Origin of the sequence: Streptomyces sp. NPDC020362 (assembly GCF_040642095.1) — a bacterium.
In the GTDB taxonomy this organism is placed as follows: Bacteria; Actinomycetota; Actinomycetes; order Streptomycetales; family Streptomycetaceae; genus Streptomyces.
Window position 1 is genome coordinate 116,586 of record NZ_JBFAET010000005.1, and the last position, 22,076, is coordinate 138,661.

Annotated in this window: 21 protein-coding genes and 1 riboswitch; of the genes, 10 read left to right on the plus strand and 11 right to left on the minus strand. The window is 70.1% G+C overall.

The window, feature by feature from the left end; genetic code table 11:
* The first annotated feature begins 257 nt into the window (after positions 1-257).
* A complete protein-coding gene (locus tag AB0H32_RS04170; RefSeq protein WP_003992873.1) occupies positions 258-515 on the plus strand; it encodes a WhiB family transcriptional regulator in 258 nt (85 codons plus the stop codon).
* A gap of 222 nt (positions 516-737) precedes the next feature.
* Here AB0H32_RS04170 and AB0H32_RS04175 read toward each other — a convergent pair whose 3' ends face one another.
* Together AB0H32_RS04175 and AB0H32_RS04180 are read right to left on the minus strand one after the other, a co-directional pair.
* Positions 738-2,213, minus strand: a complete 1,476-nt coding sequence (locus AB0H32_RS04175) for a PAS domain-containing sensor histidine kinase (protein ID WP_361113867.1) — start codon at positions 2,211-2,213, stop codon at positions 738-740.
* 340 nt (positions 2,214-2,553) lie between these two features.
* Positions 2,554-3,204 carry a TetR/AcrR family transcriptional regulator gene (locus AB0H32_RS04180; RefSeq protein WP_361113870.1) on the minus strand — a complete coding sequence of 217 codons (651 nt, stop codon included), beginning with the start codon at positions 3,202-3,204 and terminating at the stop codon, positions 2,554-2,556.
* Between the two features lie 93 nt (positions 3,205-3,297).
* On the opposite strand from AB0H32_RS04180, the gene AB0H32_RS04185 reads away from it, so the two are divergent.
* From AB0H32_RS04185 to AB0H32_RS04220, 8 genes are all read left to right on the plus strand, one after another.
* Positions 3,298-4,050, plus strand: coding sequence for an SDR family oxidoreductase (locus AB0H32_RS04185; RefSeq protein WP_361113873.1), 753 nt, complete (start codon positions 3,298-3,300; stop codon positions 4,048-4,050).
* 117 nt (positions 4,051-4,167) lie between these two features.
* On the plus strand, positions 4,168-4,953 hold the full coding sequence (nagB, locus tag AB0H32_RS04190; RefSeq protein WP_361113876.1) for a glucosamine-6-phosphate deaminase: 786 nt from the start codon (positions 4,168-4,170) through the stop codon (positions 4,951-4,953).
* Between the two features lie 220 nt (positions 4,954-5,173).
* Entirely contained in the window at positions 5,174-5,935 is a 762-nt protein-coding gene (locus AB0H32_RS04195; RefSeq protein ID WP_361113879.1) for a GntR family transcriptional regulator, read from the plus strand.
* 252 nt (positions 5,936-6,187) lie between these two features.
* Complete coding sequence (locus AB0H32_RS04200; protein WP_361113882.1) at positions 6,188-6,451, plus strand: DUF3311 domain-containing protein; 264 nt, start codon at positions 6,188-6,190, stop codon at positions 6,449-6,451.
* On the plus strand, positions 6,448-8,076 hold the full coding sequence (gene mctP, locus AB0H32_RS04205; RefSeq protein WP_361113885.1) for a monocarboxylate uptake permease MctP: 1,629 nt from the start codon (positions 6,448-6,450) through the stop codon (positions 8,074-8,076). The genes AB0H32_RS04200 and mctP overlap by 4 nt, the downstream gene beginning before the upstream one ends.
* A gap of 134 nt (positions 8,077-8,210) precedes the next feature.
* On the plus strand, positions 8,211-8,717 hold the full coding sequence (locus tag AB0H32_RS04210) for a GNAT family N-acetyltransferase (RefSeq protein ID WP_361113888.1): 507 nt from the start codon (positions 8,211-8,213) through the stop codon (positions 8,715-8,717).
* Positions 8,718-8,756: 39 nt separating this feature from the next.
* A riboswitch (cobalamin riboswitch) is annotated at positions 8,757-8,895 on the plus strand.
* Between the two features lie 124 nt (positions 8,896-9,019).
* Positions 9,020-11,392, plus strand: coding sequence for a ribonucleoside-diphosphate reductase subunit alpha (locus tag AB0H32_RS04215; RefSeq protein WP_361113891.1), 2,373 nt, complete (start codon positions 9,020-9,022; stop codon positions 11,390-11,392).
* On the plus strand, positions 11,392-12,405 hold the full coding sequence (locus AB0H32_RS04220) for a ribonucleotide-diphosphate reductase subunit beta (protein WP_361113894.1): 1,014 nt from the start codon (positions 11,392-11,394) through the stop codon (positions 12,403-12,405). Before AB0H32_RS04215 ends, AB0H32_RS04220 begins: the two co-directional genes overlap by 1 nt.
* Here AB0H32_RS04220 and AB0H32_RS04225 read toward each other — a convergent pair.
* Entirely contained in the window at positions 12,318-12,572 is a 255-nt protein-coding gene (locus AB0H32_RS04225) for a hypothetical protein (RefSeq protein ID WP_361113897.1), read from the minus strand. The two genes, AB0H32_RS04220 and AB0H32_RS04225, sit on opposite strands and share 88 nt — an antisense overlap.
* 92 nt (positions 12,573-12,664) lie before the next feature.
* On the opposite strand from AB0H32_RS04225, the gene AB0H32_RS04230 reads away from it, so the two are divergent.
* Positions 12,665-13,630 (plus strand): helix-turn-helix domain-containing protein, encoded by a 966-nt coding sequence (locus tag AB0H32_RS04230; RefSeq protein ID WP_361113900.1) that lies wholly within the window; start codon positions 12,665-12,667, stop codon positions 13,628-13,630.
* Positions 13,631-13,680: 50 nt separating this feature from the next.
* On the opposite strand, the gene AB0H32_RS04235 is transcribed toward AB0H32_RS04230, so the two are convergent.
* From AB0H32_RS04235 to AB0H32_RS04270, 8 genes are all read right to left on the minus strand, one after another.
* Positions 13,681-15,051 (minus strand): cytochrome P450, encoded by a 1,371-nt coding sequence (locus AB0H32_RS04235; protein WP_361113903.1) that lies wholly within the window; start codon positions 15,049-15,051, stop codon positions 13,681-13,683.
* Positions 15,048-16,130: an epi-isozizaene synthase gene (gene cyc1, locus AB0H32_RS04240; RefSeq protein WP_361113906.1), complete on the minus strand. Its 1,083-nt coding sequence runs from the start codon at positions 16,128-16,130 to the stop codon at positions 15,048-15,050. The genes AB0H32_RS04235 and cyc1 overlap by 4 nt, the downstream gene beginning before the upstream one ends.
* A gap of 258 nt (positions 16,131-16,388) precedes the next feature.
* The gene (gene def / locus AB0H32_RS04245; RefSeq protein ID WP_361113909.1) at positions 16,389-17,039 is read right to left on the minus strand and encodes a peptide deformylase; all 651 of its coding nucleotides are present in this window, start codon (positions 17,037-17,039) and stop codon (positions 16,389-16,391) included.
* Between the two features lie 152 nt (positions 17,040-17,191).
* Complete coding sequence (locus tag AB0H32_RS04250; protein ID WP_361113912.1) at positions 17,192-18,199, minus strand: hypothetical protein; 1,008 nt, start codon at positions 18,197-18,199, stop codon at positions 17,192-17,194.
* Between the two features lie 100 nt (positions 18,200-18,299).
* Positions 18,300-19,616, minus strand: a complete 1,317-nt coding sequence (locus AB0H32_RS04255; protein WP_361113915.1) for a metal-dependent phosphohydrolase — start codon at positions 19,614-19,616, stop codon at positions 18,300-18,302.
* Positions 19,613-20,923, minus strand: a complete 1,311-nt coding sequence (locus AB0H32_RS04260; RefSeq protein WP_361113918.1) for an HD domain-containing phosphohydrolase — start codon at positions 20,921-20,923, stop codon at positions 19,613-19,615. The genes AB0H32_RS04255 and AB0H32_RS04260 overlap by 4 nt, the downstream gene beginning before the upstream one ends.
* Before the next feature lie 133 nt (positions 20,924-21,056).
* The gene (gene rsrA / locus AB0H32_RS04265) at positions 21,057-21,359 is read right to left on the minus strand and encodes a mycothiol system anti-sigma-R factor (RefSeq protein WP_361113921.1); all 303 of its coding nucleotides are present in this window, start codon (positions 21,357-21,359) and stop codon (positions 21,057-21,059) included.
* Complete coding sequence (locus tag AB0H32_RS04270; protein WP_361113924.1) at positions 21,356-22,060, minus strand: sigma-70 family RNA polymerase sigma factor; 705 nt, start codon at positions 22,058-22,060, stop codon at positions 21,356-21,358. The genes rsrA and AB0H32_RS04270 overlap by 4 nt, the downstream gene beginning before the upstream one ends.
* Positions 22,061-22,076: the final 16 nt, after the last annotated feature.

Here is a 22,076-nt window from a genome sequence, read left to right on the forward strand (position 1 = left end):
CTGTGACCCAGTCGACACCGAGGAATCAAAAAAAACTTTCCGGAAGGGGTTGTATCCGTCGCTGAGGTTTGCGAGTCTCTACGTGGCGATCGGGACGGCCCGCAACACCGGCCTCCACTGATCACCGGAACCCCTCTTCAAACCACAGGACCACGCCGGGGAAGACTCGGCGGTCGGCCCTTCACTTGTTGAGGGATTCGTGAAAGCGTTCACATTCACAAGCAACTTGCATGTAATACCAAGGAGAGGTAGCAGCCATGGACTGGCGTCACAACGCCGTTTGCCGCGAGGAAGACCCCGAGCTCTTCTTCCCCATCGGCAACACCGGTCCTGCGCTGCTGCAGATCGAGGAAGCCAAGGCCGTCTGCCGTCGCTGCCCGGTGATCGAGCAGTGTCTGCAGTGGGCGCTCGAGTCCGGTCAGGACTCCGGCGTCTGGGGTGGTCTCAGCGAGGACGAGCGCCGCGCGATGAAGCGCCGCGCCGCCCGCAACCGGGCTCGTCAGGCCTCCGCCTGACACTCCCACCCCTGCTGACAGCCTGAGCTTGGCGGCGCGTACAGCGAGTACGCATCTCCCGCCCCCGAGCCGCAGCGCGCAGTACCCCCGATGCGCTTAGCGACATAGCAGAGCAGCAACGAGCTTTAAGCCCCGGGCCACCAAGTGGTCCGGGGCTCAATGCTGTTCGGGGCCGTTCGGGGCGGTGCAGGAGGGCATTCCGTTCGGCCGTCCGGGTGCTTTCTACTTCTGCGCCCGCACCGGAACGTCCAGGATCACCCGCGTCCCCCGTCCGGGCGCAGGGACCATGTCGAAGGTCCCGCCCAACTCGCCCTCCACCAGCGTTCGTACGATCTGCAGACCGAGGTTGCCCGAGCGGTGCGGGTCGAAGCCCTCGGGCAGCCCGACGCCGTCGTCCTGGACGGTGACGAGGAGGCGGGCCTCCTTGGTGGTGCCACCGCGCACCGCGGAGACCTCGACCGTGCCGGTGTCGCCCTCGCGGAAGCCGTGCTCCAGGGCGTTCTGCAGGATCTCGGTGAGGACCATCGACAGCGGGGTGGCGACCTCGGCGTCGAGGATCCCGAACCGCCCGGTGCGCCGGCCCGTCACCTTGCCGGGCGAGATCTCGGCGACCATCGCGAGGACCCGGTCGGCGATGTCGTCGAACTCCACCCGCTCGTCGAGGTTCTGCGACAGCGTCTCGTGGACGATCGCGATCGAGCCGACACGGCGCACGGCCTCCTCCAGGGCCTCCCGGCCGCGCTCGGAGTCGATGCGCCGGGCCTGCAGACGCAGCAGGGCCGCGACGGTCTGGAGGTTGTTCTTCACCCGGTGGTGGATCTCCCGGATGGTCGCATCCTTGGTGATCAACTCCCGCTCACGGCGGCGGAGTTCGGTGACGTCCCGGAGCAGCACGAGGGATCCGATGCGGGTGCCCTTGGGCTTGAGCGGGATGGCCCGGAACTGGATCACCCCGTCGTTCGCCTCGATCTCGAACTCGCGCGGCGCCCAGCCGCTCGCCAGCTTGGCGAGCGCCTCGTCCACCGGACCCCGGGTCGGGGCGAGTTCGGCGGTGGTCTGCCCCAGGTGCTGGCCGACCAGGTCGGCGGCGAGGCCGAGGTGGTGGTAGGCGGAGAGGGCGTTCGGGGAGGCGTACTGGACGGTGCCGTCCGCATCCAGCCTGATCAGGCCGTCGCCGACGCGCGGCGAGGCGTCCATGTCGACCTGCTGGCCGGGGAAGGGGAAGGAGCCGGCCGCGATCATCTGCGCGAGGTCCGAGGCGCTCTGCAGATAGGTCAGCTCGAGGCGGCTCGGGGTGCGGACGGTGAGCAGGTTGGTGTTGCGGGCGATGACACCGAGGACCCGGCCCTCGCGCCGTACGGGGATCGACTCGACCCGGACGGGGACCTCTTCGCGCCACTCCGGGTCGCCCTCGCGCACGATCCGGCCCTCGTCCAGCGCCGCGTCCAGCATGGGCCGCCGGCCGCGCGGGACCAGGTGGCCGACCATGTCGTCCTGGTAGGAAGTCGGTCCGGTGTTGGGACGCATCTGGGCGACCGAGACGTACCGGGTGCCGTCGCGGGTGGGGACCCACAGGACCAGGTCGGCGAAGGAGAGGTCGGAGAGCAGCTGCCACTCCGAGACCAGCAGGTGGAGCCACTCGAGATCGGAGTCACCGAGGGCCGTGTGCTGGCGTACGAGTTCGTTCATGGAGGGCACGTCTGCGAGCGTACCCGGGGCGCACACATGGCCGGAAAACACCCGCGGGCCGCGGCGCCTGAGAGGGACCCTCAACCCTCCCGGCACCGCAGCCCGGAGCATCATCGGCCGCGGGGTGTGCGGTCCCGGTCGGCCGAAGGCCGAGGAGCCGGCGCAGTCAGGGCAGAGAGCTCCGGTTCCTCGGTCCGTCTTCCTGTGCGGGGAAGACGGAAGCTGTTCAGTTTTCCCTACGATTGTCCCCTACGCATTGTGGACTAGACCACGATGGCGTGTCCATGAGCGAGAGAGTATGTGTTGAAGTCCGTCGGCACTCGATGCCACGCAGCCTAGCCCGCCCGGGTCAGCCCTGGGGCCAGATGGTCATGGCAATTTCCGCGAGCGCCGCCAGTTCCGCGCGGCTCGCGCCGTCCCGGGCCTGCTGGGACATGCCCTGGATCATGGCTCCGGTGTGCCGGGCGAGTGCAGCGGCGTCGGTACCGGCCGGCAGCCGGCCGGCTGCCGTGTCGGCCCGGATGCGGGACTCCAGGGCCGCGATGCTCGCGTTGCGCCGCTCCCGCAGCAGCTCCTCGACCTCGGGGCTGGTGCAGTTGGTGGCCGCGTGGACGACGAGGCACCCGTACGGGTGGGCGGGGTCGGTGTACTCGACGGCCGCCTCGCGCAGCGTCCGCTCGACGGCGGCGCGGGCGGTCGGCTCCTCGGCGAGGGCGCGGTCGCCGAACGCACCGTGGGTGTCGGCGTAGACCCGGACGACCTCCTCGAACAGGGTCCGCTTGTCCCCGAAGGCCGCGTACAGGCTCGGGGCGCCGATGCCCATGATCCGGGTGAGATCGGAGACCGAGGTCGCCTCGTAGCCGTGCTCCCAGAAGGCCATGAGCGCCTTCTCCAGTGCGGTGGCACGGTCGAAGGAGCGCGGGCGCCCCCGCGACCTGGACGTCCTGACCTGCTCTTTCGCCTCTGCCGTCTCCTGGGTCGTCTCCCGGGCGCTCACCATGGAGTGCATTTTATAGCGCCCCCTAGAGAAATGTCGCCGGTGTGCTGTACGGTTTTTATGTAGCGACCGCTAGATAAATGAGGGGTGGCAGGCATGGGTGCACTCACGGGGAAGACGGCGCTGGTCACGGGCGCAAGTCGGGGCATCGGACGGGGCATCGCCGAGCGACTGGGGCGGGACGGGGCACGCGTCGCGGTGCACTACGGCAGCAATGAGGCGGCGGCCGGGCAGACGGTGGCCGCGATCGAGGCGGAGGGCGGCTCCGCGTTCGCGATCCGGGCGGAGCTGGGGGTTCCGGGGGACGCCGAGCGGCTGTGGGAGGAGTTCGACCGGCACGCGGACGGCGTGGACATCCTGGTGAACAACGCGGGGATCGGCACCTCCCGCCCCTTCGAGGAGATCGGAGAGGAGGAGTACGACCGGCTGTTCGCGGTGAATGTGAAGGCGCCGCACTTCATCACCCGGCTCGGGGCGCGGCGACTGCGGGACGGCGGGCGGGTGGTGAACATATCGTCCGGGCTGGCGCGGGCCGCCGTGATGCCCGAGCTGATGCCCTACGCGATGACGAAAGCGGCGCTGGACGTCCTCACCCGGGACCTGTCCAAGGTGCTGGGCACGCGCGGCATCACGGTGAACTCGGTCGCGCCCGGCATCGTGGACACCGACGTCAACGCCGGATGGCTGCGCGCGAGCGACGAGGCATGGCGGGGCGCGGCGGCGCACTCGGCGCTGGGCCGGGTGGGCACGCCGGCCGACATCGCCGACGCGGTCGCCTTTCTCGTCTCGGAGGACGCGCGGTGGGTGACCGGGCACTGGCTGGACGCGACGGGAGGTTCACTGACGTAGGAGCCGCCTCACCTGGGCCCGGGAGGTCAATTCTGTTAGATTGGTCTAAACCACATAGAGACCTCTGCTCCGACCTCTCCCAGCCCTCCAGGACCTCTTCAGAACGGCAGGCCCAGCGTGGAAGTTGTCATCGTTCCGGACGCCGCGGCGGGCGGCGAGCTGATCGCCGAGGCCATGGCCCAGCTGCTGAGACGCAAGCCCGACGCCCTGCTCGGTGTGGCCACCGGCTCCACCCCGCTGCCCATCTACCAGGCACTGACCGCCAGGGTGCGCTCCGGCGCCGTGGAGACCACGCGGGCCCGCATAGCCCAGCTCGACGAATACGTCGGGCTGCCCGCCGAGCATCCCGAGTCCTACCGCTCGGTGCTGCGCCGGGAGGTGCTGGAGCCGCTCGGCATCGGGATGGACGCGTTCATGGGCCCGGACGGCACGGCCGAGGACGTCCAGGCGGCGTGCGAGGCCTACGACCGGGCGCTCGCGGAGGCCGGCGGAGTGGATCTGCAGCTGCTGGGGATCGGGACGGACGGGCACATCGGGTTCAACGAGCCGTGCTCCTCGCTCGCCTCGCGCACCCGGATCAAGACGCTGACCGAGCAGACCCGGATCGACAACGCGCGCTTCTTCGACGGCGACATCGCGCAGGTGCCGCACCACGTCATCACCCAGGGCATCGGCACCATCCTGGAGGCCCGCCACCTGGTGCTGCTCGCGACGGGCGAGGGCAAGGCGGATGCGGTCGCCGCGACCGTCGAGGGACCGGTCGCGGCCGTCTGCCCGGCCTCGGCGCTCCAGCTGCACCCGCACGCCACGGTGGTCGTCGACGAGGCCGCCGCGTCCAAGCTGAAGCTGGCCGACTACTTCCGGCACGCCTACGCGCACAAGCCGGACTGGCAGGGGGTCTGACCCTGGGGGCGGGTGCCGTTGCCGTCACAGGCACCCGCCCGTCTCCGGTCGCGGCGGCGGCACCCGCCTGCTGGACTAGACCAGCAGCGGGTCCGACGGTATATAGAGAGGATCACGGAGCGTGCAGGTGGAGTCCTGATCCACGAAGCCGTGCCACGATGTGAGCCGTGGCCGATGGGATGTCGGTCGCTTTCGGCATCAGGAGCCGGGAAGGCAGAGCATGAGCACCGACGTCGGCAGTGCGGAGAACGAGGCCGGGACGGTCCGTACCGCGCGTGTGCCCAAGTACTACCGCTTGAAGAAGCACCTGCTCGACATGACGGAGACGCAGGCGCCGGGCACTCCGGTCCCGCCCGAGCGCACGCTGGCGGCCGAGTTCGACACCTCCCGCACCACCGTCCGCCAGGCCCTGCAGGAACTCGTCGTCGAGGGCCGCCTCGAACGCATCCAGGGCAAGGGCACCTTCGTCGCCAAGCCGAAGGTGTCCCAGGCGCTGCAGCTCACCTCCTACACCGAGGACATGCGGGCCCAGGGCCTGGAGCCCACCTCACAGCTGCTGGACGTCGGCTACATCACCGCCGACGACCGGCTCGCCGAGCTGCTCGACATCACGGCGGGCGGACGCGTGCTGCGCATCGAGCGGCTGCGCATGGCCAACGGCGAGCCGATGGCGATCGAGACCACCCATCTGTCGGCCAAGCGCTTCCCGGCCCTCAGGCGCTCGCTCGTGAAGTACACCTCCCTCTACACCGCCCTCGCCGAGGTCTACGACGTCCATCTCGCCGAGGCGGAGGAGACGATCGAGACCTCGCTGGCCACCCCGCGCGAGGCGGGCCTGCTCGGCACCGACGTGGGTCTGCCGATGCTGATGCTCTCCCGCCACTCCCTGGACCGCGAGGGCAAGCCGGTGGAGTGGGTCCGGTCCGTCTACCGGGGCGACCGGTACAAGTTCGTGGCCCGGCTGAAGCGGCCTGCGGAATGAAAGCGGCCGAGAGCACGACAGGCCGGGGGTCCGGGGGCCACGCGGCGGCAGCCGCACGTCCGACGCAGCTCCAGGGACGATGCAGCGTGGCGCGGCTCAAGCACCCTCAGGACTAGCAGGAGTTGGGGTCTTCACACCTCAACCCCCAAATCGACATACCGATATACGGACGAGGTCTTCCGCTGCCGCGACACTGTCACCTAGATTGCCTGCGCATTACACAGGTGATCAGCGAGGGGACGGAGCCGTGGCATGTCCGAAACGCCTGAAGTGAGACCACCGGTCGTGACGCCGGTCCGCGTGATCATCGCCCTCTGTCTCGTCGCGCCCTTCGCGGCGATGCTGTGGGTCGGCTCGTACGCCAAGACGGATCCGGCCTTCATCGGGATCCCGTTCTTCTACTGGTACCAGATGCTGTGGGTGCTGATCTCCACCGCGCTCACGGTGCTGGCGTACCAGCTCTGGCAGCGTGACCAGCGCGGCCGCAGGGACACGAAGGGGGGTGCGGCGCAGTGAAGGGCGGCGTCAACGGCGTCGCGCTCGGCGTCTTCATCTTCTTCTTCCTGGCCGTCACGGTCATGGGCTTCCTGGCCGCCCGCTGGCGCAGGGCCGACAATGAGCACTCCCTGGACGAATGGGGCCTGGGCGGACGGTCGTTCGGCACCTGGGTCACCTGGTTCCTGCTCGGCGGAGACCTGTACACGGCGTACACGTTCGTCGCCGTACCGGCGGCGATCTACGCGGCGGGCGCGGCCGGATTCTTCGCGGTGCCCTACACGATCCTGGTCTACCCGCTGATCTTCACGTTCCTGCCCCGCCTGTGGTCGGTGTCCCACAAGCACGGCTATGTGACGACCTCGGACTTCGTGCGCGGCCGCTTCGGCTCCAAGGGCCTGTCGCTGGCCGTGGCGCTGACCGGCATCCTGGCCACGATGCCGTACATCGCGCTCCAGCTCGTCGGCATCCAGGCGGTGCTGGACGTGATGGGCGTGGGCGGCGGTGACAACACCAACTGGTTCGTGAAGGACCTGCCCCTGCTCATCGCCTTCGGTGTGCTGGCGGCGTACACCTACTCCTCGGGCCTGCGCGCCCCCGCGCTGATCGCGTTCGTCAAGGACACGCTGATCTACATCGTGATCGTGGTGGCGATCATCTACATCCCGATCAAGCTCGGCGGGTTCGACGACATCTTCGCCAAGGCGGGTCACGCGCTCAACCAGGTCAACCCCGCCACCGGCAAGCAGCGCGGCGCGCTCGCCCCGCCGGAGGCGGGCCAGTGGACGTACGCCACACTGGCGCTCGGCTCGGCTCTCGCGCTGTTCATGTACCCGCACTCGATCACCGCGACGCTGTCGTCCAGGAGCCGTGAGGTGATCCGCCGCAACACCACGATCCTGCCGCTGTACTCGCTGATGCTGGGCCTGCTGGCCCTGCTCGGCTTCATGGCGATCGCGGCCGGTGTGAAGGTCACCAACGGCCAGCTGGCGATCCCGCAGCTGTTCGAGGACATGTTCCCGGACTGGTTCGCGGGCGTGGCCTTCGCGGCGATCGGCATCGGCGCGCTGGTCCCGGCGGCCATCATGTCGATCGCGGCGGCGAACCTCTTCACCCGCAACATCTACAAGGACTTCCTCAAGCCGGACGCCACACCGAAGCAGGAGGCCCAGGTCTCCAAGTTCGTGTCGCTGCTGGTGAAGGTCGGCGCGCTGGTCTTCGTCCTGACCATGGACAAGACGGTCGCCATCAACTTCCAGCTGCTGGGCGGCATCTGGATCCTGCAGACCTTCCCGGCGCTGGTCGGCGGCCTGTTCACGCGCTGGTTCCACCGCTGGGCGCTGCTGGCCGGCTGGGCGGTCGGCATGGTCTACGGCACGGCGGCCGCCTACGGGGTCGCCTCCCCGACCCAGAAACACTTCGGCGGCAGCGCCAAGGAGATCCCCGGCATCGGCGAGATCGGCTACATCGGCCTGACGGCCTTCGTGCTGAACGTGCTCGTCACGCTGGTCCTGACCGTCGTCCTGAAGGCCGTGAAGGCCCCCGAGGGCCTCGACGAGACCAGCCCGGAGGACTACACGGCGGACGCGGGCGAGCCGGGAGTCGAGGTGGAACTCCCGCCCGCTACGGCAGGAAGCGCCCACTAGGGCGCCCCGAAAGGGGCGCGGGGCCGTATGGGCATGCGGCCCCGCCGCGTGGGCGCGAGCAACCACACACCCCACAGCGGGCCGCCGGGAACCACCCACCACGGCGGCCCGCTGTTTCGTGCACACTCACCGGCATGGACCTCGTGATCCGCCTCGCAGCCCCCACCGAATACGCCGCCCTCGGAGAACTCACCGCCCAGGCCTACCTCCAGGACGGCCTCCTGGACTTCGGCGAGAGCGACGAGTACCTCGGTGAGCTGAGAGACGTGGCCAAACGAGCAGCCGCAGCCGAGGTTCTCGTGGCCGTCCGGGACACAACGGTCCTGGGCGGAGTCGCCTTCGTCCCCTCCGGCGGCCCCATGGCCGACATCGCGGCCCCGGGAGAGGCCGAGATCCGCATGCTCGCCGTCGCGGCAGCCGCCCGCGGCCAGGGCGTCGGCGAGGCACTCGTCCTCGCCTGCATCGACCGGGCCCGCAGCACCCCGGGTTGCACAGGCATCGTCCTGTCCACCCAGCGCACCATGCACAGCGCCCACCGCATCTACGAGCGCCTGGGTTTCCTTCGCACACCCGAGCGGGACTGGAATCCCCTCCCCCACCTGGACGACATCACTCTCCTCACCTACGAGTTGACCCTCTGAAGCCACGGCGACACAACATCTGGGGGTGACACGACAGCCCGGCACTAGATGTATGCTCATCCTCGCTGTCGTCGCAGGGGAATCCGGTGCGAATCCGGAACTGTCCCGCAACGGTGTACTTGCGTGCATCCGCACGCCCGTGTCAGTCCGAGGACCTGTCGGCAGCGCGCACCCGGCCGTCCGGCCCGGGTGCCTTGAGACGTCCGGGCCTCGTGGAGTGGGCTGGTGGACGCGACGCCGTGCGCCGTCGTGCTGCCCCCTGCCCTCCGCAAGGCCCCGTGCCGAGCGAGGGAGAGCCCCACGTGACCATCGCGCCAGCCGAACCGGCTTCAGCCACCCCGGCGACCGGAGCCCCGGTGGAGACCGACGGTCCCGGTGCCGCGTTGCTGCGGACCCTGACCGAGCTGACCGCCGACCTCCCCGACGCCGACCCCGGCCGGGTCGCCGCGGCCGCGCTGCGCGGCCGGTCCGCGCGGGCCGACGAGGCGGAGTTGCGCGAGCTGGCCACGGAGGCGGCCGCCGGCCTCATCTCCGAGGACCCTGCCTACTCCCGGCTGGCCGCCCGGCTGCTGACCCTCTCCATCCGCGCGGAGGCCGCCTCGCAGGGCGTGACGTCCTTCACCGAGTCCGTCGCCGTGGGCCACCGTGAGGGCCTCGTCGCCGACCGCACCGCCGAGTTCGTCCGGCTGCACGCCGGCCGGCTGGACTCCCTGATCGACCCGGTCGCCGACGACCGTTTCGGCTACTTCGGCCTGCGCACCCTGCACAGCCGCTACCTGCTGCGCCACCCGATCACCCGCCAGGTCATCGAGACGCCCCAGCACTTCATGCTGCGTGTGGCCGCCGGTCTCGCCGAGGACGACAGCGCCCGCGCGGTGGACGAGGTCGCGTCGCTCTACGGGCTCATGAGCCGCCTGGACTACCTGCCCTCCTCCCCCACCCTGTTCAACTCCGGCACGCGGCACCCCCAGATGTCGTCCTGCTACCTGCTGGACTCCCCGCTGGACGAGCTGGACTCCATCTACGACCGCTACCACCAGGTCGCCCGTCTCTCGAAGCACGCCGGCGGCATCGGTCTGTCGTACTCCCGCATCCGTTCGCGCGGTTCGCTGATCCGCGGCACCAACGGGCACTCCAACGGCATCGTCCCGTTCCTGAAGACCCTGGACGCCTCGGTGGCCGCCGTGAACCAGGGCGGCCGGCGCAAGGGTGCCGCGGCCGTGTACCTGGAGACCTGGCACTCCGACATCGAGGAGTTCCTGGAGCTGCGGGACAACACCGGTGAGGACGCCCGCCGTACGCACAACCTGAACCTCGCGCACTGGATCCCGGACGAGTTCATGCGCCGGGTCAACGCCGACGAGCAGTGGTCGCTGTTCTCCCCGGCGGACGTGCCGGAGCTGGTCGACCTGTGGGGCGAGGAGTTCGACGCCGCCTACCGCAGGGCGGAGGCGGCGGGGCTCGCGAAGAAGACCATCCCGGCCCGTGACCTGTACGGCCGCATGATGCGCACCCTCGCGCAGACCGGCAACGGCTGGATGACCTTCAAGGACGCCGCCAACCGCACGGCCAACCAGACGGCGACCCCGGGCCACGTCGTCCACTCCTCCAACCTCTGCACGGAGATCCTGGAGGTCACGGACGACGGGGAGACCGCGGTCTGCAACCTGGGGTCGGTCAACCTCGGTGCCTTCGTGAGCGACGGGGACATCGACTGGAAGCGCCTGGACGAGACCGTCCGCACGGCCGTCACCTTCCTCGACCGTGTCGTGGACATCAACTTCTACCCGACCGAGCAGGCGGGCCGCTCCAACGCCAGGTGGCGTCCGGTGGGCCTGGGTGCGATGGGTCTGCAGGACGTCTTCTTCAAGCTGCGTCTGCCCTTCGGCTCGCCCGAGGCCAAGGCCCTGTCCACGCGGATCGCCGAGCGCATCATGCTCGCCGCGTACGAGGCCTCCGCCGACCTCGCCGAGCGCAGCGGCCCGCTGCCCGCCTGGGAGAAGACCCGTACGGCCCAGGGTGTCCTGCACCCCGACCACTACGGCGTCGAGCCGGCCTGGCCCGAGCGCTGGGCGGCGCTGCGCGAGCGGATCGCCGCGGTCGGCATGCGCAACTCGCTGCTCCTCGCGATCGCCCCGACCGCGACCATCGCCTCCATCGCGGGCGTGTACGAGTGCATCGAGCCGCAGGTCTCCAACCTGTTCAAGCGCGAGACCCTGTCCGGCGAGTTCCTCCAGGTCAACTCGTACCTGGTGCAGGACCTGAAGGAGCTGGGCGTCTGGGACGCGCGCACCCGTGAGGCGCTGCGCGACTCCAACGGCTCCGTGCAGGACTTCGTGTGGATCCCGGCCGACGTGCGGGCGCTGTACCGCACGGCCTGGGAGATCCCGCAGCGCGGGCTCATCGACATGGCCGCGGCCCGCACCCCGTACCTGGACCAGGCACAGTCCCTGAACCTGTTCCTGGAGACGCCGACGATCGGCAAGCTCTCCTCGATGTACGCCTACGCCTGGAAGTCGGGCCTGAAGACGACGTACTACCTGCGCTCGCGCCCGGCGACCCGGATCGCCCGCGCCGCGCAGGCCCAGCCGACCATCCCCGTCCAGCAGGTGGCCGACCCCGACGCCGTCGCCTGCTCCCTGGAAAACCCCGAGTCCTGCGAGGCCTGCCAGTAATGACCACCCGTAACGTCAACCTCCTCGACCCTGGCTTCGAGCTGACTCTCCGCCCCATGCGCTACCCGGACTTCTACGAGCGCTACCGGGACGCCATCAAGAACACCTGGACCGTGGAGGAGGTCGACCTCCACTCGGACGTCGCCGACCTCGCGAAGCTGTCCCCGGAGGAGCAGCACCTGATCGGCCGCCTGGTGGCCTTCTTCGCGACGGGCGACTCGATCGTCGCGAACAACCTGGTGCTGACGCTGTACAAGCACATCAACTCCCCGGAGGCGCGCCTGTACCTGTCGCGCCAGCTGTTCGAGGAGGCCGTGCACGTCCAGTTCTATCTGACGCTGCTCGACACCTACCTTCCCGACCCGGACGACCGCGCCGCCGCCTTCGCGGCCGTGGAGAACATCCCGTCCATCCGCGAGAAGGCCGGCTTCTGCTTCAAGTGGATGGACTCGGTGGACAAGCTGGACCGCCTGGAGTCCAGGGCGGACCGCCGGCGCTTCCTGCTCAACCTCATCTGCTTCGCCGCGTGCATCGAGGGCCTGTTCTTCTACGGCGCCTTCGCGTACGTCTACTGGTTCCGCAGCCGGGGTCTGCTGCACGGTCTCGCGACCGGCACCAACTGGGTGTTCCGCGACGAGACGATGCACATGTCCTTCGCGTTCGACGTGGTCGACACCGTCCGCAAGGAGGAGCCGGACCTCTTCGACGACGAGCTGCAGCAGCAGGTCACCGACATGCTGCGGGAGGCCGTCGAGGCCGAGCTGCAGTTCGCGCGCGACCTGTGCGGTGACGGCCTGCCCGGCATGAACACCGAGTCGATGCGGCAGTACCTGGAGTGCGTCGCCGACCAGCGCCTGACGCGCCTCGGCTTCGCCCCGGTGTACGGCTCGGAGAACCCCTTCTCCTTCATGGAGCTGCAGGGTGTTCAGGAGCTGACGAACTTCTTCGAGCGCCGTCCGTCGGCGTACCAGGTCGCGGTGGAGGGCACCGTGGACCTGGACGAGGACTTCTGAGTCTCCTTCTTCCGACGATTGCCTCCGCGGTTCTCCTGGGCCTCCCCGAGCTGCCGGTCGATGCGCCTGTCGCGCACGATGCCGAGCACGGACGGGAGGGCCAGGAGGACCAGGATGCCGAGCGTGGCGAGCATTCCCATCAGGCCTTCGATCTGGTTTCCGTTCATGTCACCACTGTCGCGCCGAACGCTCCTGACCGGGAGTGGCAGGACTGCCGTGCACCATCGATTTACTGCCAGCCCTGAGGCACACTGGTCCCATGCTCAAGAACGTGGCCGCCGTACTGCTGGACGGAGTGCACCCCTTCGAGCTGGGTGTGGTGTGCGAGGTGTTCGGCATCGACCGCAGCGACGAGGGACTGCCGGTGTACGACTTCGCCGTGGTCTCGGCGGAGGGTGAGGCGCTGAGCACCCACGTCGGCGGGCTCACGGTGTCGACGCCGTACGGCCTGGAGCGGCTGGAGGAGGCCGACCTGATCGCGGTGCCGGCCGGGAGCGAGTACGTCACCCGCGAGTATCCGCCCGCCCTGCTCGACGCCCTGGTACGGGCGGTGGAGCGGGGCACACGTGTGCTGAGCGTGTGCTCGGGCGTCTTCGTGCTCGGTGCGGCCGGGCTGCTCGACGGACGGCGGTGCAGCGTGCACTGGCGTCACGCCGACGAGCTGGCGCTGCGCAATCCCCGGGCGGTCATCGAGCCGGACGTCCTCTACGTCGACGAGGACCCGGTGATCACCTCCGCCGGCACCGCGGCCGGCATCGACGCCTGTCTGCACATCGTGCGCAGGGAACAGGGCCCGGACATCGCCAACCGGATCGCCCGGCGCATGGTGGTGCCGCCGCACCGGGACGGCGGTCAGGCGCAGTACATCGAGCGGCCGCTGCCCAAGGCCCCGTGCGACACGGTCGGCGAGGTCCTGGTGTGGATGGAGGAGCACCTCGGCCAGGAGGTGACCGTCGAGCAGCTCGCCGCCCGCGCCCATATGGCGCCGCGCACCTTCGCCCGCCGCTTCCAGCAGGAGACGGGGACGACTCCCTACCGCTGGATCCTGCGCCAACGGGTGCTGTTGGCACAGGAGTTGCTGGAGGGCACGGACGAGACCGTGGACACGATCGCCTCGCGCACCGGATTCGGCACCGCGGCGGCGCTGCGCCACCAGTTCGTCCGCGCGCTGGGCACGACCCCGAACGCCTACCGGCGCGCGTTCCGGGGCCCTCAGGCGGCCTGAGAGCCCCGGAACTCAGGCCGCTCGAGCGGCGCGCACCGGTACCGGGCGGCCTACCAGGGCAGCGGCCTCAGCAGCAGCCGGTGGGGCCGGAGCGTGATGCCCACGCGCGTGGTGTCGTTCGACCCGCCGACCTGCTCGAAGCGGTACTTCGCCGAGATCGCCGCGGTGATCAGGCTCAGCTGAGCCATGGAGAAGTGGTCGCTGGGGCACTTGCGGTTGCCGACACTGAACGGGCTCATGGCGTACTTCGGCACGTCCTTGGCCCGCTCGGGCAGCCATCGGTCCGGGTCGAAGTCGAGGTGCCGGTCGTAGGAACGGCCGTCGCGCTGGATGGCGTAGGGGCTGTAGACGATGTCCGCCCCTGCCGGAATGCGATAGCCGCCCAGGGCGGTGTCGGTCACCGCGCGCCGCGTCAGAATCCAAACGGCGGGCCGCAGCCGCATGGCCTCGACGACGACATTGTTGGTGTGCCTGAGCGCACGCACGTCCGCGAATCCAACGGGCCGACCGCCGGTCACGGATTCGACTTCGGCGCGCACCTTCTCGGCGTGTTCCGGATGTTCCGCGAGGACCTGGAGCAGCCACATGATCGTGGAAGCGACTGTTTCGCTTCCGGGCGTGACTATCGCAACGACCTGGTCGTGGATCTCCTGTTCCCCGATGGGGTCGCCATTGTCGTCCTTCGCTTCGAGCAATGCCGTCAGCAAATCGTCCGGCTTTTGACCAGATGCCCTCCGTTCGGCGACGATCTCGTCGACCAGCAGATGCAAATCGGCCAGCGCCCGGTTGAATTCACGGTTCGCCGGGAACGGCAGCCGGTACAAGGGCCCGAGCGGGACGACCATCCTGCGGTACATGCCACGGAAGACGGTGGCGAGGTCGACGCTGAGCCGCTCCGCGCGCTCGTCCATGAAGTCGCCGCGCAGCAGACAGCGGGCCGCGATCCGCACGGCGACCCGGAAGGACTCCGAGGTGCAGTCGATGGTCTCGCCGGGCTGCCAGCGCTCCGTCAGGGCGCGCGCCTCCTCCTCCATGACCGGCCCGTACCCGGGGATCGCGTCGAGCCGGAACGCGGGCTGGATGGTACGCCGCTGTCGGCGGTGGCGGGGGCCGTTGGCGGTGGCGACGCCTTCCTTGCCGAGCAGCCCCTCGAGGGACTCCCACAGCGGCCCGTCGATCTTGTAGTCGGGGCTGAGGGCGAGTGCGCCGGTGAGCGCCGGTGTGGTGACGGCGTACACCGTCTTGGGGCCGAGCTTGAGGCGTACGACATCACCGTGCGCGCGCAGCCCCGTCATGAAGGCGAGCGGGTCGCGGACCAGTTGCAGACCGTGCCCGAGGACGGGGACGGCGCCGCCGGCCAGGGGCGGTTCGCGCAGTTCCGTCGTCCCGGAGGTCACGGGCTTCACAGACTCGACGGTCATTTCTCACCTGCCGCTTCGTTGTTGACGTACGGGGGCGTGGACCGGTCGTCCCAGCTGTCGACCATGTACCGGCCGGACTCGTGGTGGAACCAGTAGACGGAACTGAACCAGTTCCGCATGGAGCCGGCGCAGGCGCGCACGGCGGCGCTCAATTCCTTTCCCTCGACCGTGCCGTCGGCGAGTCCGTCGGCGAATCGCAGGGCATCCCGCTCGGCGTCGAGGAATTCACGAATGGTTTTCTCGACGCGCCGCCTGACTTCGTCCACCGCTTCTTCGAGAGTGAGCGCCTCATGGGTGATGAGACTGATTCCGAGATTGTGCACCTCGTCGCCCGCTATTTCCTTCGGCAACGAGCAGAGGTCGTTGTACCAGGCGGCGAATTCCTGACTGAGCAGCGCCGCACGACGATAGGCCGGGTGTTTCCTTACGGCGTCCGGTAGTTCACGCCCGGCGCTCGGCTCCAGCAGGTCCGTCCATATCCAGTGCGCGAACGTGAGCCGCCTGAGGGCAAGGTATTCCTCGACCTTCGGGACATACCCCCTGGTCCGGTTCCGGAACTCGCGGTCGTAGGCCTCGATCACCTCGTGGAAGTGCCGGGCGAACCGCCGGTTCCAGGTGTGCGGCAGGAACGAGTACAGCCGCAGCACGCCGTCCGCGAGCCCCGCGACCAGGGGGTCGGGGTGGTGCAGGTGGTACCGGGGGGCGTCGAGGGCCGCGTGCAGGCGGTACCTCAGCCGCCGCCAGTCGGCCACCCGCCCGTGCACCCGGTCACGGTCGTGGCGGTCGTCCCAGACGAAGAACCAGGCGCTGTAGTCCGCTATGGCCTGCAGGACGTCGTCGGGGGCGCTGGTGTAGTAGCCCGCCATGAGGTCGGTGTAGCAAAGTCCGTCGGCATATTCCCGCACCTTGTCCGCCGGCATGAGCCGTTTTTCCAGGAGCCACTGCCTGGTCTTCTCCTGGAGCTTCGGCCAATACGGGTGGAGTTGCCGGGGAAACAAGTCCTCGATCACCGGGAGGGCAAGAGACGGCGGTACCGCGACCGCTGTCGACGATGTGGTGCCGTGTGAGAAAGCGTGCACGAACAGTCCCCTCTCAGCCGCCAGGAGCGCCGCCCTCCGAGCCGTGCCGGGCGTGCGCCGTTGCGTATCCCCGCCCTTCCCATTCAGCACCACAACTGACCATTATGGGAACGGATTTGCTTCACTCACCACCCCAAGATGCCGGGATTCTTGCGGCGAACAAATGAACGACGCCCGGTCGGGACGGATCCCGACCGGGCGTCGCAGCGGGCGTCATGGCTGCTCCCGCAGGGTCGCCGTACGTCGCGGCGAGACATCTCAGTCGTTGGCGACCACCGGGTAGCGTGGCTCGTTCTCGGCCATCTGCCGCAGGGCGTCCTTACGGTCCCGCTTGGACAGACGGTCGATGTACAGGTACCCGTAGAGGTGATCGGTCTCGTGCTGCAAACACCGTGCGAAGTATCCGGTGCCGCGGACCTTGATCGGGTTTCCCTTCTCGTCCTGGCCGGTCACCTCGGCGTAGTCGGGACGCGCGAGCGGCGCATACGCCGTGGGTACGGAGAGACAGCCCTCGTTGCTGTCGTCGAGACGGCGCCGGTCGGCGGGCAGGTCGACCAGCTTGGGGTTGCAGACCACGCCGACGTGGCGGACGCCCTCGTCGTCGGGGCAGTCGTAGACGAAGACCTTCAGGTCGACACCGATCTGGTTGGCGGCCAGGCCCACGCCCTCGGCGGTGCGCTGGCTGGCGAACATGTCCGCGACCAGCTGCTGCAGCTCCTCGCCGAACTCGGTGACGTCCTTGCACTCCTTGTGCAGCACCGGGTTGCCGACGACCGTGATCGGCCGCGAGGTGCCACGCTCGTGCCAGGCCTGCTCGCGCTCCTCGCAGTCCCCCGTGTCGACGACATACCCCTCGCCGTCGACGGGGAGCACGCCCACGTGCTGCTGATCGGTGTCCTGCTGCGCCATGACCGACGTAAGCCTTCCTCAGGAAAACAGGTGGTGAAGTTGCTGATACAGGGTACGTGGAGGCGCCCCCAGGGGGCGCGGGACTGTTCCGATCCGCGGCTCCGCCGCGCGGGCGCGACCAGCCACAACGCCGCCGCAGCCGACCGACGGCGTCAACAGACCTCTTCCAGATCCCGCCAGTCCCGGGAATCGGGGCTGTCCGCAACCCACCCGTCCAGCAACCCCCTCACGAGCGAAGCCGGCGCAGCCACCCCGCACTCCCGCTCCGGCACCCACAGCTGCCCGTCCGTCCGGTGCCCCAAAGGCCCAGGATGCCCGGGCTCACTGTGGTCATGCGGATCCAGATGCACCCCCTCGCCCTCGTCGGAAGGCATACGGGACTCCGAACACATCCGGCACAGCAGCCTCACCGACGACGACCAGTCCTCCGCGGCGAACCCCGCGTCGGCGGCCAGCTGCTCCAGCGCGTCCCTGTCGGCCTCGGTGGCAGCCTCCAGCAGGACCACCCAGGTGGGCACGGGTGAGGGCGCCCACAGCTCGATCTCGTCGAAGACCGGGTAGGAGTGCCCCGCGGACGTCGTGCGCTCGCCGTGCGGGACGCCGTCGTGCAGCACGACCTCGCCCCAGCGCCGCCCCGACGAGGGCAGCGGGATGGACAGCACCTCCAGGCGGGCAGGGTCCAGCCTGCGGCCCCACACGACCTCCGCCTCACCCTCCGGGGAGAGCCGCACGGCCGCGCTGCCCAGCTCCATGCCGACCGGCTCGCCCGAGGCGGTGGCACCTGCCCCGCCCTTGGGCCGGGAAGGGCTCCCGGGCACCTTGAGCCCGTAGGCCTGCCAGGCGCGGCGGGCCAGCGGCCAGTCCTGCAGGGCGGTGGCGGCGATACCGACGTTCCACCAGTCGGGGGCGCCGGTCTCTCGGTCGAGGAGGGCCACCGCACGCAGTCCGGCGGCGCGGGCCTGCTCCCAGTCGTGCCGGAACTTGTGCAGCAGGGCGAGGTTGAACCAGGACTCCGACAGCCAGGGTTCCAGGTCGGCGGCGCGTGTCAGCAGCTCGCCCGCGTCCTCGTACCGGCCGTCCCCGATGAGCGTGAACGCGCGGTCGGTGGCCTGCCGCCAGGAGGCGGAGGGCCGGTGCCGTCCCTTGCCGAAGATCCTCACGATTCCCGCCTGCCAGTTCCATTTCCGCACAGTGGGCTGGCTTGTGCCCCCGCACACCCTCTCCCTCGCATCCAACCACGTACGCCGGGAAGGGCGCTCATTACCCATGGGTTACCCCGCCGCGGGCCGACTCAGGCCCACCCGTCTCCCCCCACCCTGGCACGAGGCTCCCCCAGAACTGAACGCCCGGGGGGACCCCCTTCGCGGCGACCCCGTTTCGGGACAGGACGCGGGCGAGCGATTCCACGACCTCGGGCGCGTAGTCCCCGGCGGTGGCCAGGCGCAGCTCCTCCAGGGCCCGGAGCGGCCCGTCGGGCCCGGCGTCGCGGGCCTTCTCCTCGTAGGCGTTCACGGCTCGGACGATCCGGGCGGCGAGCGGCTGCTCACGGCAGGGGTCGGCCTGCCGCTCCACCACCACGGCGACCGCAGCGTCCACCCCGGTCTGCCGTACGACGGCCCCGCCGAGCAGGGCGATGCGCCGCTGCTCCGGCGCGGGCAGGACGGCGGTGGCGCCGGCCGGGACGGGGTCGACCAGGCTGAGCTGGCCGATGTCGTGCATGAGGGCCGCGTGCTCCAGGACGGTCAGTTCGGCTCCGGACAGGCCCAGGTCCCGGCCGACGGCCAGACCGAGTGCGGCGACGCGGCGGGCGTGCCCCACAGGGGTGTACCCGGCCACCTCGGTGGCCCGGGCGAGGGAGGCGATGGTCTGCCGGTAGGTGGCGCGCACGGCTGCGTAGCGGCGCACGGACAGCTGGGTGAGCAGCAGCGGCAGGCAGAACACCGGCAGCGCCCACAGCCCGACGACGGCGACCGCGAGCGCCATCACCGCGCCGGTCGCGCCCACGGCGGACCCGATGCCGAGCAGCCCGCGCAGCTCGTCGCGCAGCAGCGGGCCGAAGGGCCAGCGGGTGCGGGAGTGGGCGAGGGCCGCGGCGAGGACGGCGTCGCACAGGCCGGTGAGCACGATGAGGACGACGAGCAGCAGGGCGTAGGCGGGGCCGCTCCAGTGCGCGAACACGCCCTTGTTGTAGAGGGGCTGGAAGCAGACGGCGGCGAAGCCGACGGTCAGCAGGCGGCGGGCGAGATGGTCGAGGGTGGGGCTGCGGCCGCACCAGATGTGCGGGACGCCGCCCAGCAGGGAGGCGGCGAGGACGACGGTGACGACCTGGGTGGCGCCGTGCCGGGTCGGCACTGCCGCGTCGGCTCCCAGGAGGGCGTAGGACAGCGATCCGGCGGTGCCCAGCGGCGCGGCCCGGCGCACCGGGGCGTCGCTCCACCGGGTCAGCTCGCCGACGGCTATGAGCACGCCGAAGGCGAGCCCGACGCCCCGCTCGTGGACGCCGCTCCACAGGGTGACGGCGAGGGAGAGGGCCGCGACGAGGGCGGCGGAGCCGTGGATGAGCCGCAGGGCGGTCATCGGGGTGCCCCGCTGCGGCTGCCGGTGACCGGCTGCTGGGCCGGGACCCCGTACGGCGTCTCGTCGGCCGTGACGGCCGGGTGCCAGCCGTGGCGGTCGAGGGCCCGGACGAGCGCGGTGACCATGCGCGGGTCGAACTGGGTCCCCGCACACCGCTCCAGCTCGGTGACCGCCGCCTCGACGGGGCGGGCCCTGCTGTAGGAACGGGTGGAGGTCATCGCGTCGAAGGCGTCGGCGACGGCCACCACCCGAGCGCACTCGGGTATCTGACCGCCCGCCAGCCCGTACGGGTAGCCGCTGCCGTCGAGCCGCTCGTGGTGGTGCAGGATCGCCGTACGGGCCTCGCCGAGGAAGGAGATCCCGCGGACCATCTCGTGGCCGTACTCGGGATGCAGCTCGATGATCCGCCGCTCCTCGGGGGTCAGAGGGCCGTCCTTGCGCAGCAGCCGGGTGGGCACGCCGAGCTTGCCGACGTCGTGCAGGATCCCGGCGAAGCGCAGCACCTCGACGCGCTCGTCGTCCATGCCGAGTTCGCGGGCGATCATCACGGAGGCCTGTCCGACCCGCTCGCTGTGGCCGCGGGTGTAGCCGTCCTTGATGTCGACGGCCTGCACCAGCGCGCGGATGGTGGCCTGGTGGGCGGTCCGCTCACGGTGGCACTGGGCGAAGACCCAGCAGGAGACGCCCATCGGCAGCAGCACGAGGAGCGCGGCGCCGGGCCCGTACGGGCTGCGCCACAGCACGGCCATCATCAGCCCGGCGAGTCCGTGCACCGCGACCGGCGCCAGCGAGCGGGACAGCAGTCCTCGCCAGGCTCTGCGCAGCGGCACGTGCTCGGCCGCGGCGAGGATCCCGCCGTCGAGGGCGGCCAGCACCAGGCAGAAGGCGAGGACGGCCGCCCCCGCGGGCACCAGGACGTAGGGGAAGTCGCAGCCCACGACGGCGTCCCGGCCGCCGAGCGACCAGTGCACCCGGCCCGCGCCCCACACGGCCAGCGAGGGCTGCGCGGCCCGCCAGACACGGCGCGGCCACCCGAGCCGCTGGTCGACGCGCGCGAACAGAGCGGCCGGCATGGGCACGAGCGCGGCGGCGGGCGGCGGCAGCAGGAACGCCCCGGCGAGCAGAACGGGGTAGAAGGTGCCGCCCAGGCGACGCCGAGCGACGTGCTCACAGGCCGCGTACAGCGCGGCGAGCAGGGCGAGCGCCCACCAGGGGGTGCGGGTGGCCGGCAGGCGCAGGACACAGAGCGCGGCCAGCAGGGCGACACAGGCGACATAGCCGCGTGCCCTCGCCGGAACCGCCTCCATCACGCCCCTCCCGCCGACCATGCCCGTCCCGGCACGGAGCCTAGGGCGGCATTCGGAGGGTCCGGAGGACTATGACCCGAGGATTAGCACGTTCGGGTGACGGCAGACGCTCGGCTCCGGCGAGCCGTACGGCTCAGCTCTCCTGCGGCGTGGCCGTCACGTCGTGGTCGGGGACGGCCTGGCCGGAGCGGATCAGGTCGATCCGCCCCATGACCTTGGCGCGCAGGTCGGAGGGCACGTCGTCATGCCCGCAGCACCGCTTGACCAGCTTCTTCACGGCCTGCTCCAGGCCGTACTTCTCCAGGCACGGAGAGCATTCCTCGAAGTGGTGCTGGAACTTGTCGCGATCGACGTCCGGCATCTCGCTGTCGAGGAACTCGTACAGGTGGTCGAGGACCTCACTGCAGTCCGTCTCATGCGGCTCTCCGCAGCTCATGAGCCCGAGCCTTTCGCTTCGTTCGACTCTCCGGCGCCGGCCGGGACCAGTCCGCGCTCACGGGCGTAGTCCTCCAGCAGTCCGCGCAGTTGACGGCGGCCCCGGTGCAGCCGGGACATCACCGTTCCGATGGGTGTCCCCATGATGTCCGCGATCTCCTTGTACGCAAAGCCCTCTACGTCCGCGAGGTAGACGGCGATGCGGAACTCCTCGGGGATCGCCTGCAGCGCTGCCTTCACGTCCGAGTCGGGCAGGTGGTCGAGCGCCTGCGACTCGGCGGAGCGCAGACCCGTCGACATGTGCGACTCGGCACGCGCGAGCTGCCAGTCCTCGATCTCCTCGGCCGCGCTGCGCTGGGGCTCGCGCTGCTTCTTGCGGTACGAGTTGATGAAGGTGTTGGTGAGAATCCGGTACAGCCACGCCTTGAGGTTGGTGCCCTCACGGAACTGGTGGAAGGACGCGTACGCCTTGGCGTACGTCTCCTGCACCAGGTCCTCGGCGTCGGCCGGGTTGCGCGTCATGCGCAGCGCGGCCGAGTACATCTGGTCGAGGAATTCGAGCGCGTCCCGCTCGAAGCGCGCACTGCGCTCCGCCGTCGACTCGGAGCCGGTCTCCGTGTCGGCCGCACCCACGCCCTGGCCCTCGGGCAGCTCCGCCTGGCCGTTGTCGGTCCCTGCGTCGGTCCCAGTGACCGGACCCACCTCCTCAAGATCCCGG

Coding starts and splice junctions, on each gene's coding strand:
- AB0H32_RS04170 (WP_003992873.1), top strand. CDS start 258: ATGGACTGGCGTCACAACGCCGTTTGCCGCGAGGAAGACCCCGAGCTC.
- AB0H32_RS04180 (WP_361113870.1), bottom strand. CDS start 3,204: ATGGTGAGCGCCCGGGAGACGACCCAGGAGACGGCAGAGGCGAAAGAG.
- AB0H32_RS04185 (WP_361113873.1), top strand. CDS start 3,298: ATGGGTGCACTCACGGGGAAGACGGCGCTGGTCACGGGCGCAAGTCGG.
- AB0H32_RS04195 (WP_361113879.1), top strand. CDS start 5,174: ATGAGCACCGACGTCGGCAGTGCGGAGAACGAGGCCGGGACGGTCCGT.
- AB0H32_RS04200 (WP_361113882.1), top strand. CDS start 6,188: ATGTCCGAAACGCCTGAAGTGAGACCACCGGTCGTGACGCCGGTCCGC.
- AB0H32_RS04210 (WP_361113888.1), top strand. CDS start 8,211: ATGGACCTCGTGATCCGCCTCGCAGCCCCCACCGAATACGCCGCCCTC.
- AB0H32_RS04220 (WP_361113894.1), top strand. CDS start 11,392: ATGACCACCCGTAACGTCAACCTCCTCGACCCTGGCTTCGAGCTGACT.
- AB0H32_RS04225 (WP_361113897.1), bottom strand. CDS start 12,572: ATGAACGGAAACCAGATCGAAGGCCTGATGGGAATGCTCGCCACGCTC.
- AB0H32_RS04230 (WP_361113900.1), top strand. CDS start 12,665: ATGCTCAAGAACGTGGCCGCCGTACTGCTGGACGGAGTGCACCCCTTC.
- AB0H32_RS04235 (WP_361113903.1), bottom strand. CDS start 15,051: ATGACCGTCGAGTCTGTGAAGCCCGTGACCTCCGGGACGACGGAACTG.
- def (WP_361113909.1), bottom strand. CDS start 17,039: ATGGCGCAGCAGGACACCGATCAGCAGCACGTGGGCGTGCTCCCCGTC.
- AB0H32_RS04255 (WP_361113915.1), bottom strand. CDS start 19,616: ATGACCGCCCTGCGGCTCATCCACGGCTCCGCCGCCCTCGTCGCGGCC.
- AB0H32_RS04260 (WP_361113918.1), bottom strand. CDS start 20,923: ATGGAGGCGGTTCCGGCGAGGGCACGCGGCTATGTCGCCTGTGTCGCC.
- rsrA (WP_361113921.1), bottom strand. CDS start 21,359: ATGAGCTGCGGAGAGCCGCATGAGACGGACTGCAGTGAGGTCCTCGAC.